14 protein-coding genes are annotated in these 15,262 nt (G+C 70.0%); 7 read left to right on the top strand and 7 right to left on the bottom strand.

The window, feature by feature from the left end; genetic code table 11:
- The first annotated feature begins 26 nt into the window (after window positions 1–26).
- Genes IPV09_RS09900 through IPV09_RS09890 form a run of 3 tightly spaced genes read left to right on the top strand, consistent with a single transcriptional unit; the run spans window position 27 to window position 2,982 of the window.
- A complete protein-coding gene (locus IPV09_RS09900; RefSeq protein WP_242681477.1) occupies window positions 27–1,058 on the top strand; it encodes a DUF58 domain-containing protein in 1,032 nt (343 codons plus the stop codon).
- Window positions 1,058–2,035, top strand: coding sequence for a VWA domain-containing protein (locus tag IPV09_RS09895; protein WP_242681476.1), 978 nt, complete (start codon window positions 1,058–1,060; stop codon window positions 2,033–2,035). Before IPV09_RS09900 ends, IPV09_RS09895 begins: the two co-directional genes overlap by 1 nt.
- The gene (locus IPV09_RS09890) at window positions 2,023–2,982 is read left to right on the top strand and encodes a VWA domain-containing protein (RefSeq protein ID WP_207475078.1); all 960 of its coding nucleotides are present in this window, start codon (window positions 2,023–2,025) and stop codon (window positions 2,980–2,982) included. Before IPV09_RS09895 ends, IPV09_RS09890 begins: the two co-directional genes overlap by 13 nt.
- Before the next feature lie 21 nt (window positions 2,983–3,003).
- Here the strand turns inward: IPV09_RS09890 and IPV09_RS09885 are convergent, their stop codons facing one another.
- On the bottom strand, window positions 3,004–4,947 hold the full coding sequence (locus IPV09_RS09885) for a prolyl oligopeptidase family serine peptidase (protein ID WP_207475077.1): 1,944 nt from the start codon (window positions 4,945–4,947) through the stop codon (window positions 3,004–3,006).
- 110 nt (window positions 4,948–5,057) lie between these two features.
- On the opposite strand from IPV09_RS09885, the gene IPV09_RS09880 reads away from it, so the two are divergent.
- Both IPV09_RS09880 and IPV09_RS09875 read left to right on the top strand, forming a co-directional pair.
- Window positions 5,058–5,603, top strand: a complete 546-nt coding sequence (locus IPV09_RS09880) for an ABC transporter substrate-binding protein (RefSeq protein ID WP_207475076.1) — start codon at window positions 5,058–5,060, stop codon at window positions 5,601–5,603.
- Entirely contained in the window at window positions 5,603–6,586 is a 984-nt protein-coding gene (locus IPV09_RS09875) for a cation diffusion facilitator family transporter (protein ID WP_207475075.1), read from the top strand. Before IPV09_RS09880 ends, IPV09_RS09875 begins: the two co-directional genes overlap by 1 nt.
- A gap of 2 nt (window positions 6,587–6,588) precedes the next feature.
- On the opposite strand, the gene folP is transcribed toward IPV09_RS09875, so the two are convergent.
- Window positions 6,589–7,503, bottom strand: a complete 915-nt coding sequence (gene folP, locus IPV09_RS09870) for a dihydropteroate synthase (RefSeq protein ID WP_370590278.1) — start codon at window positions 7,501–7,503, stop codon at window positions 6,589–6,591.
- Between the two features lie 222 nt (window positions 7,504–7,725).
- Here folP and IPV09_RS09865 point away from each other — a divergent pair, with 222 nt between their 5' ends.
- Window positions 7,726–9,138: a VWA domain-containing protein gene (locus IPV09_RS09865; protein ID WP_207475074.1), complete on the top strand. Its 1,413-nt coding sequence runs from the start codon at window positions 7,726–7,728 to the stop codon at window positions 9,136–9,138.
- Window positions 9,139–9,632: 494 nt separating this feature from the next.
- Window positions 9,633–10,118 carry a DUF3145 domain-containing protein gene (locus tag IPV09_RS09860; RefSeq protein ID WP_207475073.1) on the top strand — a complete coding sequence of 162 codons (486 nt, stop codon included), beginning with the start codon at window positions 9,633–9,635 and terminating at the stop codon, window positions 10,116–10,118.
- Between the two features lies 1 nt (window position 10,119).
- Here the strand turns inward: IPV09_RS09860 and IPV09_RS09855 are convergent, their stop codons facing one another.
- The 5 genes from IPV09_RS09855 to IPV09_RS09835 form a co-directional block, all read right to left on the bottom strand.
- Entirely contained in the window at window positions 10,120–11,367 is a 1,248-nt protein-coding gene (locus IPV09_RS09855) for a beta-ketoacyl synthase (protein ID WP_207475072.1), read from the bottom strand.
- Window positions 11,368–11,475: 108 nt separating this feature from the next.
- Window positions 11,476–11,721 (bottom strand): acyl carrier protein, encoded by a 246-nt coding sequence (locus IPV09_RS09850; RefSeq protein WP_207475071.1) that lies wholly within the window; start codon window positions 11,719–11,721, stop codon window positions 11,476–11,478.
- Window positions 11,722–11,807: 86 nt separating this feature from the next.
- Complete coding sequence (locus IPV09_RS09845; protein WP_370590277.1) at window positions 11,808–12,788, bottom strand: beta-ketoacyl-ACP synthase III; 981 nt, start codon at window positions 12,786–12,788, stop codon at window positions 11,808–11,810.
- 1 nt (window position 12,789) lies between these two features.
- Window positions 12,790–13,785: an ACP S-malonyltransferase gene (locus tag IPV09_RS09840; RefSeq protein WP_207475069.1), complete on the bottom strand. Its 996-nt coding sequence runs from the start codon at window positions 13,783–13,785 to the stop codon at window positions 12,790–12,792.
- 188 nt (window positions 13,786–13,973) lie between these two features.
- Complete coding sequence (locus IPV09_RS09835; RefSeq protein ID WP_242681471.1) at window positions 13,974–15,101, bottom strand: CdaR family transcriptional regulator; 1,128 nt, start codon at window positions 15,099–15,101, stop codon at window positions 13,974–13,976.
- Window positions 15,102–15,262 lie beyond the last annotated feature (161 nt).

Genomic DNA, 15,262 nt, shown 5'->3' with positions numbered 1-15,262 from the left:
TCGCGCCACCGACACACGGTGGTGGACTGTTCGGTCCCCGACCCGACGTGGGCGTGGCCCGCACCGTCATCGAACCCCCGAAGGGCCCCTCGGTGCCGCTGGCGAAGCTGGCCCCTGAGGCGGCACTGCGGCGCCTGGAACTGACGGTGGTGCGACGCCTGGAGGGCTTCCTGCACGGCGACCACCTGGGCCTGCTGCCCGGCCCCGGCTCCGACACCAACGACGCCCGGGTCTACCAGCCCGGACAGGACGACGTCCGCAAGATGGACTGGGCCGTGACCGCCCGCACCACCGAACCGCACGTGCGTGACACCATGGCCGACCGTGAACTCGAGGTGTGGGCCCTGCTGGACGTCACCCCGTCGATGAACTGGGGCACCGAGGGCATCACCAAGCGTGACCTCGGCATCGCTGCCATCGCCACCATCGGTTTCCTCAGCCAGAAGATGGGCGACCGCTTCGGCGGCATGATCATGCGCCAGGACTCGGTGCGCCGACTGCCGGCCCGGTCGGGACGCACCGCCCTCTACGGGTTGCTGCGCAAGATGCTGGACGAACCGATCGTCCCCGACCACGCTCCCGGTGAGATGACCCTGGAGGCGGGCATCGAGCAGTTGACCCGCACCCAGCGCCGCCGCGGCATGCGGGTGGTCGTCTCCGACTTCCTCACCCCCGGCGACTCCGAACTCGATCCCAACGTCGAACCCGACTGGGAACGGGCCCTGCGCCGCCTGGCCGTGCGCAACCAGGTGCTCGCCATCGAGGTCGTCGACGCCCGTGAGCTTGATTTTCCCGATGTCGGAGAGATGCTTATCAAGGACCCGGAATCGGATTTCTCGCGCTACGTGAACACCTCTGATGCCGCGGCCAGGGCCCGCATGAACGCCGCCAGCATGGCGCAGCGTGAACGCATCAAGGTGGCCCTGCGCCGGGCGGGGGTGGGCCACATCCAGTTGCGCACCGACCAGGACTGGGTCCACGCCATTGCCCGGTTCGTCCTCTCGTACCGGCGCACCGCCAGCATGCTGCACACACCGCCGCAGGGAGTCGCCAAATGATGGTCAACGTAGCGATGATCACCTGGCCCGAGTTCCAGTCACCCGACCGCCTGTGGGTGCTGGCGCTGGTGCCGCTGCTGATCATTGCCTACCTGATCGCCCTGCGGCTGCGCAGCAAGTCGGGCATGCGGTTCACCAACACCGGAATCCTCGGCAAGGTGCTGCCCAAGCAGAGCTCGTGGCGTCGCCACGTGGCCGTGGCCATGACGATCTGCTCGTTGCTGGCGCTATCGCTGGCCTGGGCCCGTCCGATGGGCATCGACAAGGTGCCGCGCGAGCGGGCCACCATCGTGCTGGTCATCGACGTGTCCCTGTCGATGAAGGCCACCGACGTCGCCCCCAACCGGCTCGACGCCGCCAAGAAGGCCGCCATCGAGTTCGTCGGCACACTGCCGGACAGCTACAACGTGGCCGTGGTCGCCCTGTCGGGCAACCCGCAGGTGCGGATGCCCCCCAGCGTCGACCGCGGCGCCATCCAGCGCGCCATCGAGACCCTCGACTACCAGGACTCCACCGCCATCGGTGACGGCATCCAGGCGGCGCTGAACGCCCTCAAGATGGCGCCCACCGGTGAGGGCGAGACGCCCGCCCCCGGCGCGATCGTGATGCTGTCGGACGGCCAGAACACCACCGGCCAGTCGCCGGGACAAATGGCCGAGAAGGCCAAGCAGGCCAAGATCAAGATCTACACGATCGCCTACGGCACCCAGACGGGGTGGGTCGACATCGACGGCAAGCGCGAACGGGTGGCCCCCGACGTCGAACTGCTCAAGAACATTGCCACCCAGACCGACGGCAAGGCCTGGACCGCCGACAGCGCCAAGGAGCTGAGCCAGGTCTACAAGGACGTCCGCGGTGAGGTCGGCTACGAAGAGGTCCGCGTCGAGATCACCGCCCAGTGGGCGTTCTACGCGCTCGCCTTCGCGGTGGTGGCCGCACTGGGTGCGGTGTCGATGGCAGCGAGGTGGCCCTCATGAGCCTGGAGTTCCTGATCCCGTCCCGGCTGTGGTGGCTGCTGGTCGTCCCCGCCATCGGGCTGCTCTACCTGTACCTGAGCTCGCTGCGTCCCCGCTCGCGCAAGCGCCTCACCAACCTCGACCGGGTGCTGCCGCGCGACAAGACCTGGAAGCGGCATCTGGCCGTCGGCATGGCACTGCTGGCGATCGCCGCCCTGGTGGTCGCCTACGCCAAGCCCAAGGACTTCACCGAGGTGCCGCGGGAACGGGCCACCGTCGTGGTCGCCATCGACGTGTCCCGCTCGATGATGGCCGAGGATGTCGCACCCAACCGGATGCAGGCGGCCCAGGCCGCGGCCAAGGAGTTCCTGAAGCTGCTGCCACCCCGGTTCAACGTGGCGCTGGTGGCCTTCTCGGGCACCTCGTCGCTGGTGGTGCCCCCCACCACGGACCGCGGCGCAGTCAGCCGGGCCATCGACAACCTGGAACTGGCGCCCTCGACGGCCATCGGGGACGGCATCTACTCCGGTCTGGACGCGCTGAAGCTGGTGCCGCCCGACCCGCAGGACCCCAACAGCACCGCCCCCGCGGCGATCGTGCTGCTCTCCGACGGCGCCACCAACACCGGACGTCCTTCGGTGCAGGCCGCGCGTGACGCCAAGGCTGCCGGTGTGCCGGTCTACACCATCGCCTACGGCACCGCGACCGGTTACGTCGTGGAGAAGGGCGTGCGCCAGCCGGTGCCGGTGAACCACCGCGAACTCAGCGACGTGGCCAAGGAGTCGGGCGGCAAGAAGCTGTCGGCGGCCAACGACAAGGAGTTGGCCGACGCCTACTCCCAGATCGCGCGTTCCATCGGGTACGAGAAGGTCTACATCGAGGTGACCGAACGCTACGCCGGGTGGGCGCTGCTGTTCGGGATCGCGGCCGCCCTGGCGACGATGTCGCTGGCCGCCCGCTGGCCCTGACCGACCGCCCCGCAGGGTCGTTCAGAGCCAGGTCAGGGCCGGCAGGTCGTCCGGGCTGTCCAACTGCCACAACTCGACGTAGAAGGCGTGCTCGGCCAGCAGCGCCCGCCGCCGCGAGTCCACACCACGGAATCCGTGGCCCTCGCCCTCGAACATCACCATCGCCACCGGCTGGCCGGCATCCTTGACCGCCCGGGCCATCGACTCGGCCTGCGCCGGGGGCACCACCTTGTCCTCGGTGCCCTGCAGGATCAGCATGGGCACCGACAGGGCATCCACGTGGTGGATGGGGGATCGCTCGGTGTAGGTCGCCTCGTCGTCCGGCCAGGCCCCCACCAGCCCGTCCAGATAGCGTGACTCGAACTTGTGGGTGTCGCTGGCCAGCAGGGCCAGGTCGCCAATGCCGTAGCGGCTGACACCGGCGGTGTAGACGTCGGTGGTGACCAGCGACTGAAGCGTGGTGTAGCCGCCGGCGCTGCCACCGGTGATCGCGACCCTGCGTCCGTCCACCCGTCCCCGGGCCACCAGGTCCTCGACGACGGCACGACAGTCGTCCACGTCGACGATGCCCCAGTTGCCCCGCAGCCGGTTGCGGTACTCGCGTCCGAACCCGGTCGAGCCGCCGTAGTTCACGTCGACGACCGCGAACCCGCGGCTGGTCCAGTACTGCACCTTGGACGAGTAGCTCGAGTGACTCATGCCGGTGGGCCCGCCGTGGCTGAGCACGACCAGCGGCGGCAGGTCCCCAGCCGGGGCCTGGATGCCCGGTGCCAGCGGCGGGTAGAACCAGGCCTGCACCTGGCCGTGGGGGCCGTCGGCCGTCAGGCTCTGGGGCACGCTGACCAGGTCTGCGTCGGGAGCCCGGCCGGCGCGGGCCAGGGTGGTGACCTGACCGGTCACCGGGTCCAGGCGCACCACCTCGGGCGGTCGGGTGGTGAACGCCAGGACCGCCCAGCACGCCTCCTCGGAGGCGGCCAGCGACTCGACGGCGGCCAGGTCCGGCACGGCAATGGTGGTCTCCCCGGTGCCGGCGAGGGTCGCGGTGACGATCTCGGCCTGCCCCTGGCGGTAGCGCATGCCGACCACCCGGCTGGGGTCCGACGGTGGCCAGACGGCCCAGCTCTGGTTGCCCAGCGTCCACTGGGGCTCGTCGTGGTCATGCGGGCTGGTGGTGATGCTGCGGGTGCCCTCGGGGCTCGCCAGGTACCAGTTCCAGTAGCCCGACTGGTCGCTGACATGCACCAGTCCGGCGGGGGTCCAGCGCGGGTGCAGCGCCGAGGTGCCCTCGCTGACCACGGTGTGGGCGCCCAGTCCGGCGTCCGGGTCGGGCCACGGCGCGCTGACCAGTTCGGTGAGGTCCCACGGCATGTTCGGGTGCTGCCACTGGCACCAGGCCAGCACCCCGTCGTGGACCCCAGCGACGGGACGGGACAGTTCCGGGTCGGAGTAGAAGTCCGCGCCCTCGACCAGCACCCGTGGCGTCGCCGGCTGCGAGGACCCGGCCGCGGGCAGGTCGAAGGCCACGATCCGGGCCACCGGTTCCCCGGCTGCCCGATGGTCCTCCTGGACGGCCAGGAGCAGCCCGCGGTCGGTGTGCAGGCGCAGGTCGCCGTAGCGCACGTCGCCGACCTCGCTGGAGAGCGGCGTCCAGTGGCCCTCGCGCAGCAGCCACAGCCGGCGCGTCCGATCGTCGCAGGCCACCACGACGTCCCGGTCGACGGCCCAGGCGCCGCCCCCGTACTCCCCGTGGCGGGTGCGGACGTCCAGGTCGGGGCTGAGCTCCACCGCTTCGGAGGCGCCGGGGTCGAGGCGCATGATGGTGCTGCGTCCGTTCTCGGCGGGCCGCACCTCGAGCCACAGCACCGACTCGGCGTCGGTGCGGACCTCGGTGAAGCCCACGGCTGCGGCGAGCACCTCGTCCACGCTGATGGGGCTCGGCCAGGCGCCATGGGGGATCGTCGTCATGGGGCCCACCCTAGACATTCGGACGCCGTGCGGTGGCCCGCCCACCCCGAGGGTGGGGTCGAAGGTGCCGCTTCCGGGCAGGGGTGGTGGCGCCCCGCTAGCGTGGCCGGATGGGTACTTCACCTGGCGGCGTCGGCCGCCGGACGCTGCTCGTGGGCACGCTTGCCGCGGGCCTGGCCGGGTGCAGCGGCTACCCCCGCGACCCGGACGACACCTTGACGCGCATCCTTCGGGAGCGGGTGGTGCGCATCGGCGTGGCACCTGCCGAGCCGTGGACCCTGGTGGGCGAGGCGGCGCTGGACGGCGCCGACGCCGTGGCCGACGCCGACGGGGTGCCGCTGGCGGGCATCGAGGTGGGCCTGGCAGCAGCCTTTGCCGAGCATCTCGAGGTGCAGCCGCAGTGGGTCGTCGATGGCGAGAGCGGCCTGGTCGAACGGGTCGAACTGGGCCAGCTCGACCTGCTCGTGGCCGGGCTGACCAGTGACACCCCGTGGTCGAAGAAGATCGGGGTGACCCGGGGCTACGCGCAGGCGCTGGACGGCCACGGCAAGAAGAAGCAGCACGTGATGGGGGTGCCGCTGGGTGAGAACGCGTTCGTGTCCGAGCTGGAACGCTTCCTCGACTCGCGTCCCGACTCCGAGAAGGGTGGCATCTGATGGGCACCGGGAACGGCCGACAGGTCTCGTTCGGCCGGACCAACCTCGACGCCGAGCAGCAGACTGCGCTGCGCAAGGCCCGACGGCTGGAGTGGATCAGCCTGGTGGTCACCGCCGTCTCGGTGGGCATCATCATGGCGGTGATGGGCAATTCGCAGGCCATGAAGGCGGCCTGGATCGAGGACATGCTGGGCTTCCTGCCCGCGATCGCCTTTCTGGCTGCCACCCGGGCGGCGCTGCGCCAGCCCGACCCGAGCCATCCGTACGGCTACCACCGCTCGGTCTCGGTCGGGCATTTGGTCGCTGCCGTGGCGTTGCTGGTGATGGGCGGCTTCCTCATCGTCGACTCGACGATGACGCTGGTCAGCCGGGAGCACCCCACGGTCGGCACCGTGCAGGTGTTCGGCCACACGTTTTGGCAGGGCTGGCTGATGATGGCCGGACTCGTCGTCACCGCGGTGCCGATGCTCATCCTGGGGCGGCTGAAGATGCGCCTGGCCGAGCCCCTGCACGACAAGATCCTGTACTCCGATGCCAAGATGATGAAGGCGGACTGGCTCACCTCCGGCGGGGCGGTGCTCGGGCTCGGGCTGATTGGCTTCGGCCTCTGGTGGGCCGATGCCGCGGTGGCTGCCCTGATCGGCGTCGACATCCTGCACGACGGCATCAGCAACGTCCGCAACGCGGTCAGGGGTGTCACCGATGCCACGGCCACCACCTACGACAATGAGTCGGCGCACCCGCTGGTGGCCGAGGTCACCCGCGCGGCCAGCCTGGAACCGGCGGTGCACGCGGCGAACGTGCGGATGCGTGACCTGGGGCATGTCTTCCACACCGAGGTCTTCGTCGTCCCTGCCCGCGACATTGGCGCCGAGGAGTTGCATGCCATCCGTGGCCGGTTGGTCGACATCGACTGGAAGTTGGAGGACCTGGTCGTCGTCCCGGTGCCGGAACTGCCGGAGGTCAGCAGCCAACTGCTGTGAGCTCAGATGTTGTGGCGCTGCAGGGCCGGGGGCCGCCAGCCCATGATGGACTCGAACATGCGCACCGCGTCGACCGCCGCCGCGACGTCGTGCATGCGCAGGATCCTGGCGCCGGCCATCAGGCACCAGGTGGCGCTGACCACCGACCCGATGACGCGTTCGCCGCGCGGACGATCGAGCGTCTCGCCGATGAAGTCCTTGTTGGAGACCGCCGCCAGCACGGGATGGCCCAGCTGGGTCAGCGCCCCCAGTTCCCGGGTCAGCTGCAGGGTGTGCACCGTCGACTTGTTGAGGTCATGGCCGGGGTCGATGACGATCTGGTCAGGACGAACTCCTGCCGTCAGCGCATCGGTGACCCGGCCCTGCAGCGTCCGGGCCACCTCGGTGGTGACGTCGTCGTAGTGGGGGTGGTCGAGCCTCTCGAAGGGTGCGGCCAGTGAGTGGGTGATGACCAGGGTGGCACCCGACTCGGCCACCACCGTCGCCATCTGCGGGTCGGCCAGGCAGGAAGTGTCGTTGATCACCCCGGCGCCCGCGTCCAGGGCCCGTCGAGCCACCGACGCGCGGGTGGTGTCGACCGAGACGACCACGTCGCTGGAGGCCACGATGGCCTCGATGACCGGCAGCACCCGATCTGCCTCCTGGGTGGACGAGACGGGCGGGGTCAGCGGCGAGAACGGCACCCCGCCGATGTCGACCCAGTCGGCTCCCTCGTCGACGGCACGCCGACAGGCCTCGACGGCGCGGTGCAGGGCGAACGTCGCTCCCTGGTCGTGGAAGGAATCAGGGGTCCGGTTGACCACGGCCATGACGACCGCGTGCCGGTCGAAGTCGACCTCACGGCTGCCGATCAGGCGCCGGGGGTGGTCGATGACCGGGACGACGAGGGGCAGGGCGGCGGGGGATGGGGTGGACACGCTGTCAGCCTATTGGCCCAGAGCCCGCGGCCGGCCACCGCGGACGGGGGCGAGCACCGGTCCGGGCAGGGTTTCGTAACACCATTGTGGTCGGCGCTGACTATCGGTAGTGTCCGCTGCACTGGGCCCTTCGGCGTGGTGCGGCAATGACGCCGCTCGCCGTCCGGTCCGCCCGCGACACCCCCTGTCGTGGCGCCGTTCCCGTCACCGAGAGCAGAGTCCATGTCCCGCAAACCACTCCTCACGTTCGTCGTCGCCACCCTGGTGGCACTGGGTCTGGTCATCGCGTCCGGGCCCCGTGCTGCCGCCGCCGACCCCGCACCCAACCCCGCCTGGCCGTCCTACTGTGGGTTGAAGCTCGGCATCATCCTCGACTTGTCGGGCTCGCTGTCGGATGCCGACGTCCAGCAGTCCAAGGACGCCTCGGTGGCTGCGGTGCAGGCGCTGGCGGGGACCAACTCGTCGGTCGGGCTGCACACCTATTCGTCCGACTCACCCCACGACGGCGCCACCGGCCCCATCGAGTACCTGCCGGTGAGCGTGGCCTCCCGCACCTCGGCGCAGCCGCTGGTGGACTACATCGCGAACTTCGACCGTGGCTTGGGTGGCAGCACCGACTGGGCTGCGGCGTTCAGCCGGGTGACCACGCTGGCCCTGGACTACGACGCCGTGGTGATGGTCACCGACGGCTACCCGAACGCGCTCGACCCGGCCATTGATGCGGCGAACGTCCTGAAGAATGCTGGCACCCGCGTCGTGGGCGTCGGGGTCGGCGCGGGCGTCGACGATACGGCTATCAGGCAGATCTCCAGCGATGATGCCTACTACCCGGTCACCAGCTTCGACGACCTCGTGGACGCGCTGAAGGAGGCCGCGCTGGAGTCGTGCAAGGGGTCGGTGAACATCACCAAGCTGGTGGACCAGGGCGATGGCACCACTCCGGCGGCCGCCCCCGGGTGGACCTTCACCGGATCCGGGTCGGTCGAGGGCATGGCCACCACCACCGGCTCCGGGGTGGCGACGCTGACCTACACCAGTGACCAGACCCTGGTGACGATCACCGAGCAGGCCCAGCCGAACTTCGCCATCAAGCAGCAGGATGGCTTCAACGCCATCTGCACCATCAACGGTGCCGCGGCGACGGTGGCCAACGTCGTCGGCGGTTTCCAGGTCGGACCCTTCACCGCCTCCGACGTGGTGATCTGCACGGTGGTCAATGTGGTCGTCGACACCGGGAACCAGATCAGGTGGACCAAGACCGACCCGACGGGCACCCTGCTCGGCGGCTCCGAATGGTTGCTGAACGGGCCCGGTACCTTCAGCCTCGCGGTCGTCGACAATGGCACCCATGACGCTGACAGCACCGTCGGCGGGCTGTTGGTGGTGGGTCTGCCTGACGGGGACTACACCCTGGTCGAGACCCGGGCCCCGGCGGGATACCTGGCCGGCACGGTGACCGGCACGGTCACGGTCACTCCCAACTCGCCGCAGGGCACCTTCGGTGGCGTGGTGAACACCCCGGTGACGACGCCACCGGTGACGACGCCGCCAGTGACGACGCCGCCAGTGACCAGCCCGCGGGTGACCAGTCCGCCGCCGGTGCGTCCGCGTCCGCTGCCCGACACCGGGCGCTGAGCACCGTCACTGTCGAGGGCCGGTAAACCCGGCCGCGGACCATGTGGGTCCACGGCCGGGTCGGGCGCGACATGGTGGCGCCGAGGGCACGATGTCCGGTCGATCTCGCTGGGTGGGCCGGCCAAAGTGGCGCCCGGGGCACAATGTCCGGTCCATCCGGTCGCGCGGGCTGTCAATGTGACACCCACGGCACGATGTCCGGTCCATCCGGCGATACGGGCGGCCATTGTGGCGCCGATGGCACGATGTCCGGTCCATCTGGCTGGGCGGGCGGTCAAAGTGGCGGCCGGGGCACAATGTCCGGTCCATCCGGCGATACGAGCGGCCATTGTGGCGCCGAGGGCACAATGTCCGGCCGATGGGCCGGGTGGCCGGACCCAGGGGCTTGGCCGAACGACGATCATGGGGCAGACTGGCCACGTCGTCTCACCGACGTCGGGACCGTGCACGAACGAGATTGCTGGGGAAGGCAGATCTGTTCGTGAGGAGGAACCGTGTCGACCCGTGGGATCGTGTGGATTCATTCGTCGCCGTCGGCGCTGCGCTCCCATGTGGAGTGGGCACTCGGGGGCGTACTTGGCGTACCCACCCACCTGGAGTGGTCGCCGCAGCCCGTGGAGCGGGGCAGCTACCGGGCAGAGCTGTCGTGGAGCCACCATCCCGGCACCGCTGCGGCCATCGCCTCGGCCTTCCAGAAGTGGGGGCGGATGCGCTTCGAGGTCACGGAGGAACCCTCACCCGGCCACGACGGACTGCGCTACAGCTACACCCCGGCCCTGGGCATCTTCCAGGCCGGCATCGGCGTCCATGGCGACCTGCTGATCAACGAGACGCGCCTGCAGAATGCCCTGCTGCAGGGCCCCGAGGGTCTGGACGAGCGACTCGCCGACCTGCTCGGGGCACCCTGGGACGAGGAACTCGAAGCGTTCCGCCACGCCGGTGACAGCACCTCGGTGAGGTGGCTGCACCAGGTGGGCTGACTCAGAAGTTGGCGTGCTGGTTCGTGAGCGCGATGCACACGTTGTGACCGCCGAACCCGAACGAGTTGTTCAACCCGGCCAGGTCGCCGGCGGCCAGGTCGGTGACCTGGGTGGCGACCTTGATGGGCAGGTTCGGCTCGAGGTTGTCGACGTTGATGGTGCCCGGGACCTTGCGGGTCTTCAGGGCCATCAGCGTGGCGAACGTCTCCACCGCACCGGCGCCGCCGAGCAGGTGGCCGGTCATCGACTTGGTGCCGGTCACCCAGATGTCATCGACGGCCTCGCCGAGTGCCGCGTGGATCGAGCTGGCCTCGGCGGTGTCGCCCTGGGGCGTCGAGGTGGCGTGGGCATTGACGTGCTTGACGTCGATGGCCTGCAGCTTGGCGTCCTTGAGCGCCTTGACCATGGCCTTGGCCTGACCGGTGCCGCTGGGGTCGGGCTGGACGATGTCGTGGCTGTCGGCGGTGATGCCGGCCCCGGCCAGGGTGCCGTAGATCTTGGCGCCGCGGGCGGTGGCGTGCTCAAGGGTCTCGATGACCAGCATGGCCGAGCCCTCGCCCAGCACGAAGCCGTCACGGTCGGTGTCCCAGGGCCGCGAGGCGGCGGCCGGGTCATCGGTGCGACGCGAGAGCGCCTGCATCTGGCCGAAGGCAGCCAGCGGCAGCGGATGGATGACAGCCTCGGTGCCACCGACGATGGCGACGTCGGCGCGACCCAGACGCAGCATGTCCAGACCGAACGAGATGGCCTCGTTGGACGAGGCGCAGGCCGAGACAGGAGTGTGGATCGCGGCCCGGGCACCGACCTTCAGACCGATCTCGGCGGCGGGCGCGTTGGCCATCAGCATCGGGATGGTGAACGGGCTGACCCGGCGGTGGCCGCGGTCCTTCTGGGTGTCCCACTGGCCCAGCAGGGTCTGCAACCCGCCGATGCCCGAGCCCGAGCACACGCCGAGGCGGTCACGGTCCAGGTCGTGGTCCAGGGTGAAACCGGCGTCGGCCCAGGCTTCCAGGGCGGCCAGCACGGCCAGTTGCGTCGACCGGTCCCAGCGGCGGGCCTGGACGCGCTCGAGTCGCTCCAGCGGGTCGTAGGTGACCTCGGCGGCGAAGTTGGTGGGCAGGGACTCGGCCCAGTCGTAGGGCAGGGTGTGGACACCGCTGCGTCCGTCGAGCAGCCCTTGCCAGGTGGTGGGGGCGTCGGCGCCGAGCGGCGTGATGGCGCCGACGCCAGTGATGACGACCTCAGTCATGGTGTCCTCCGTGAGATTTTCTGCGCGGGTGTGCGGGTGCAGGTGGGACGAGCGGGGTGTGAGCGAGCCGTTCAGGGGCGGAGGAGGACCTCCGCCCCCGGGGCGGGCTCAGCCCTGGGCGCGCTCGATGAACGCGACGGCGTCGCCGACGGTGTTCAGGTTCTTGGCGTCCTCGTCGGGGATCGACACGCCGAACTTCTCTTCGCAGGCGTAGATGATCTCGACCATCGACAGCGAGTCGACGTCCAGGTCGTCGGTGAAGGACTTGTCCAACTGGACGTCCTCGGCGGCGACGCCGGCGACGTCGTTGACGATCTCGGCGAGGTCTGCGCGGATCTCTTCGGTGCTGGCCATCTGGCCCTCCTTTGTGATGTGTCCAACCTGGTGGCTGGGCTGGGTGCTGCTGGGTGGGATCGTGCGGCTTCGGAGGTTACTGCAACTCAGGGGAGTCGCAGCACCTGACCGGCGTAGACCAGGCCGGCGCCGAAACCAATGGTGAGGGCGATGTCACCGGACTTGGCAGTGCCGTCCTCGAGCAGGGCCTCCATCGCCAGCGGCACCGAGGCCGCCGACGAGTTGCCCATGTTGACGATGTCACGGGCCACCACGACGCTCTCGGGGAGCTTCAGGTGGCGCAGCATCGAGTCGGTGATGCGGTTGTTCGCCTGGTGCGGGACGAAGACCTGCAGGTCCTCGGGCTCCAGGCCGGCGGCGGCGAGCGCCTCGTGGGTCTTGTCGGCGATGGCGGTGGTGGCCCACTTGAAGACGGAGCGGCCCTCCATGGTGATCTTGGGGGTGGCGGTCTGGTTCCAGGCAGGGATGTCGATGACAGCGGCCTGGGATCCGTCCGAACCCCACACCGTCGGGCCGATGGCGGGTTCGTCGGAGGCGCCGATCACCACGGCGCCGGCGCCGTCGCTGAACAGGAAGGCGGTGCCGCGGTCGGTCAGGTCGGTGACCCGACTCAGGGTCTCCACGCCGATCAGCAGGACGTTGCGGGCCAGTCCACCGCGGACCAGGGTGTCGGCCTGGCCGACGCCGTAGCAGAAGCCGGCGCAGGCGGCCGAGATGTCCCAGGCGGCGGGGTCGACGATGCCGAGCCCGTGGGCGACCTCGACGGCCAGCGACGGGGTCTGCTTGAAGTGAGAGACCGTCGAGATGATGACCGCGTCAATGTCGGCCGGGGTGAGCCCGGCGCGCTCGATGGCCTTGGCGCCAGCCTCCAGGGACATGCTCAACGGGGTCTGCTCGTCGGTGGCCCAGCGGCGCTCGGCGATCCCGGTGCGCTGACGGATCCACTCGTCGGAGGAGTCGATCATGGTGCACATCTCGTCGTTGTCGACGACGCGGTTGCCGCGCACGCCGGCGACGCTGAGCAGCTTGGAGTAGGCGGGTCCGGTGGCGATCTTGATGGTGGGCACGTCAGTCCTCGTCGGTGGTGGTGGCAGGGTCCTGGCCGCGGAGCGGTCCCTGGGACGCCTCGGGGCCGGCGCCGCCGTGTTCGGCGACGAAGGCTCGGGCATCGTCGAGCTGGTCGGGGGTGTTCAGGCTGAACAGGGCGACACCCTTGAGGTTCCGCTTGGCGATGCCCGTCAGGGTACCGGCCGGCGGCAGCTCAAGCATGCCGGTGATGCCAAGCTCACCCATGGTCTGCATGCACAGGTCCCAGCGCACCGGGTTGGCGACCTGGTTGACCATCCGCTCCAGGTACTCGACCCCGCTGTCGACGACCTGCCCGTCACGGTTGCTGAGGATCGGCAGGCGCGGGTCGTGTGTCGAGACGGCCCTGGCCAAAGTGCTGAGCCGGTCGACGGCGGGCTGCATGTGCCGGGTGTGGAAGGCACCGGCGACGCTGAGCGGGATGAGGCGGGCGCGCTTCGGCGGGTTCTCGGCCAGTACCGCGAGTTCCTCGACGGTGCCGGCAGCCACGATCTGTCCCGAGCCGTTGTTGTTGGCCGGCGTCAGGCCGGCCGTCTGGATCGCGGCGAGCACCTCGTCCCGGTCACCGCCGATCACCGCGGTCATCGACGTGTGGCGCAGCTTCGCGGCCTCGGCCATCAGGGCGCCCCGCTCACGGACCAGGACCATCGCGGCCTCGACGCTCAGAATGCCGGCACCGGCGGCCGCGGTCAGTTCGCCGACGCTGTGGCCAGCCACCAGGTCGATCCGCCCGAAAGCGCTGGACGGATGCGGGAACATCTCCAGCGCCGCCAGGGCACCGGCGGCGACGAGCAGGGGCTGAGCGATGGCGGTGTCACGAATGGTGTCGGCGTCAGCCTCGGTGCCGTAGTGCACCAGGTCCATGCCGGTCACCGTGCCCAGCCAGTCCAGACGGTTGGCGAAGGAGGGCAGTTCCAGCCAGGGGGTCAGGAAACCCGGAGTCTGGGAGCCCTGACCGGGCGCGACGATTGCAAGCACGCCTCCACTCTGCCCTTTCGAGGCGTCCGGGGAGGGCTCCAACAGTACGAAATCTGAGAGCGGCCGGTTGTGGGGTTCCCACAAGACGCCCGTCTGGCTGGTGCGGGGGGTGGTGGCCACGTTCCTCGCGAAACGCACAAAACCGCTGGTGGCGGACGCCACGGGCGACGCTGCGCGAGGGCGGTTTCTCAGGAACGGCCCCTGCTGAGCCGTCCCAGAGTGATGGCCAGACGCAGGACGTAGGCGTCGCGCGGGTCGGCGGGGGAGTAGGTCGTCACGTCCTGGATGCGCTTGAGGCGGTACCGCACGGTGTTGGCGTGGACGAACAGGGCCCGGGCGCTGGCCTCGACCGAACAGCCGTGGTCGAGGAAGCTGGCGCAGGTCTCCAACAGGTCACCACCGGCCGCGGCCAGGGGCTCGTAGATGTCCTGGGCCAGGATGCGCCGGGCGTGGCCGTCGCCGGACAGGGCGCGTTCGGGCAGCAGGTCCATGGCGGTGATGACGTCGGGGCCCTCGGGCCAGGCCGGCGCCACCCGGTGGCCGGACATGGCCGCACGCGCCGAGAGTGAGGCGTCGACCAGGTCATCGACGACGGGACCGACCACGATCGGGCCGCTGCCGAATCGGGCCTTGAAGCGTCGGGCCAGGGTGACGGCACGTTCCGCCGAGCCGGGACCCACCTCCAGGTCCTTGCTGGACAGGATCACCACCAGTCGTTCCCCCTGGACGGCGGTCAGCGCGTTGACCCGGTGGCGGTCGGCGTCGCGGCGCACGTCCTCGGCGGCGCTGGCGGTGTCCTTGGGGGCTGCGCCGACGACCACGGTGACCGGCGTCCGTGACTGCCAGCCCAGGGTCGAGGCCCGTGAGACGACCGTCTCGTCGGTCTCGGCGCGCATGACCGCGTCGACCACCAGCGCCTCCAGGCGGGCGTCCCAGGTGCCACGCTGCTCGGCGGCCCGGGCATAGACCTCGGCGGCGCTGAACGCAGCCTCGCGGGAGTAGTGGATGATCGCGGTCGACAGCACCGCACGGTCGCCGCGGGGCAGGGCGGTCTGGATCTGCTCCTCAACCACCGCGATGGTGGTGCGCACGAGGTCGACGGTCTGCTGCAGGGTGATCTTGCGGGTCAGGGCGCGGGGGGCCGCGTCGAACATCGAGCCGGCGGCGACAGGGGCGTCGGGCTCGGCGCCGAACCAGTCGACGAAGCCGTCAATGCCCGAGCGGGCCACCACGGTGATCCACGACCGTTCCTGGGCGCCGAGTTCGTTGAACCAGGGCAGCCGCTGTTCCATGGCGTCCAGGGCCGCCGTGGTCATCTGCGAGGTCGCGCTGGCCAGCCGCTTCAACAGGCCGACGCGGGCGCGGGCCGAGGGCACCAGGGCATGGGCCGTCCCGGGAATGGGATCTGCCATGCGGGTCCTCCTCGGGTCGAGCCTCCACCGTGGAACCAGAGCATATCGAGGAAGCAGGCAGTCGA

The organism is Tessaracoccus sp. SD287, assembly GCF_017355265.1.
In the GTDB taxonomy this organism is placed as follows: Bacteria; Actinomycetota; Actinomycetes; order Propionibacteriales; family Propionibacteriaceae; genus Aestuariimicrobium.
The sequence above is the reverse complement of the archived record's forward strand: the minus strand, read 5'-3'. Positions and strand labels throughout refer to the sequence as shown.

Excerpts from the sequence above, each read along its gene's own strand:
- IPV09_RS09895 (WP_242681476.1), top strand. The coding sequence starts at position 1,058 with ATGGTCAACGTAGCGATGATCACCTGGCCCGAGTTCCAGTCACCCGAC.
- IPV09_RS09885 (WP_207475077.1), bottom strand. The coding sequence starts at position 4,947 with ATGACGACGATCCCCCATGGCGCCTGGCCGAGCCCCATCAGCGTGGAC.
- IPV09_RS09880 (WP_207475076.1), top strand. The coding sequence starts at position 5,058 with ATGGGTACTTCACCTGGCGGCGTCGGCCGCCGGACGCTGCTCGTGGGC.
- IPV09_RS09875 (WP_207475075.1), top strand. The coding sequence starts at position 5,603 with ATGGGCACCGGGAACGGCCGACAGGTCTCGTTCGGCCGGACCAACCTC.
- IPV09_RS09865 (WP_207475074.1), top strand. The coding sequence starts at position 7,726 with ATGTCCCGCAAACCACTCCTCACGTTCGTCGTCGCCACCCTGGTGGCA.
- IPV09_RS09855 (WP_207475072.1), bottom strand. The coding sequence starts at position 11,367 with ATGACTGAGGTCGTCATCACTGGCGTCGGCGCCATCACGCCGCTCGGC.
- IPV09_RS09850 (WP_207475071.1), bottom strand. The coding sequence starts at position 11,721 with ATGGCCAGCACCGAAGAGATCCGCGCAGACCTCGCCGAGATCGTCAAC.
- IPV09_RS09835 (WP_242681471.1), bottom strand. The coding sequence starts at position 15,101 with ATGACCACGGCGGCCCTGGACGCCATGGAACAGCGGCTGCCCTGGTTC.